This window comes from Priestia sp. TSO9 (assembly GCF_021029645.1).
Taxonomy (GTDB): Bacteria; Bacillota; Bacilli; order Bacillales; family Bacillaceae_H; genus Priestia; species Priestia megaterium_E.
In genome coordinates, this window is the sequence record NZ_JAJEKD010000052.1 from 1 (window position 1) to 258 (window position 258).

At 45.3% G+C, this 258-nt stretch carries 2 rRNA genes; both read left to right on the forward strand.

Annotated features, from left to right (window positions below):
- Nucleotides 1–103 (forward strand): 23S ribosomal RNA (locus LJC66_RS27575); the annotation flags it as partial.
- A 62-nt stretch (nt 104–165) separates the two neighbouring features.
- Nucleotides 166–258: ribosomal RNA gene (gene rrf / locus LJC66_RS27580) — 5S ribosomal RNA — on the forward strand; the annotation flags it as partial.

The following is a 258-nucleotide window of genomic DNA, read 5'->3' on the forward strand; positions in this document are numbered from 1 at the left end:
AAGCTAGTAAGATCCCTGAAAGATGATCAGGTTGATAGGTCAGAGGTGGAAGCGTGGCGACATGTGTAGCTGACTGATACTAATCGATCGAGGACTTAACCAAACTTTAAAAGCGTAAGCTTTACTCAGCAAACTGTTATCTAGTTTTGAGAGAGCAATCTCTTGTCTGGTGGCGATAGCAAAGAGGTCACACCCGTTCCCATACCGAACACGGAAGTTAAGCTCTTTAGCGCCAATGGTAGTTGGGACTTTGTCCCT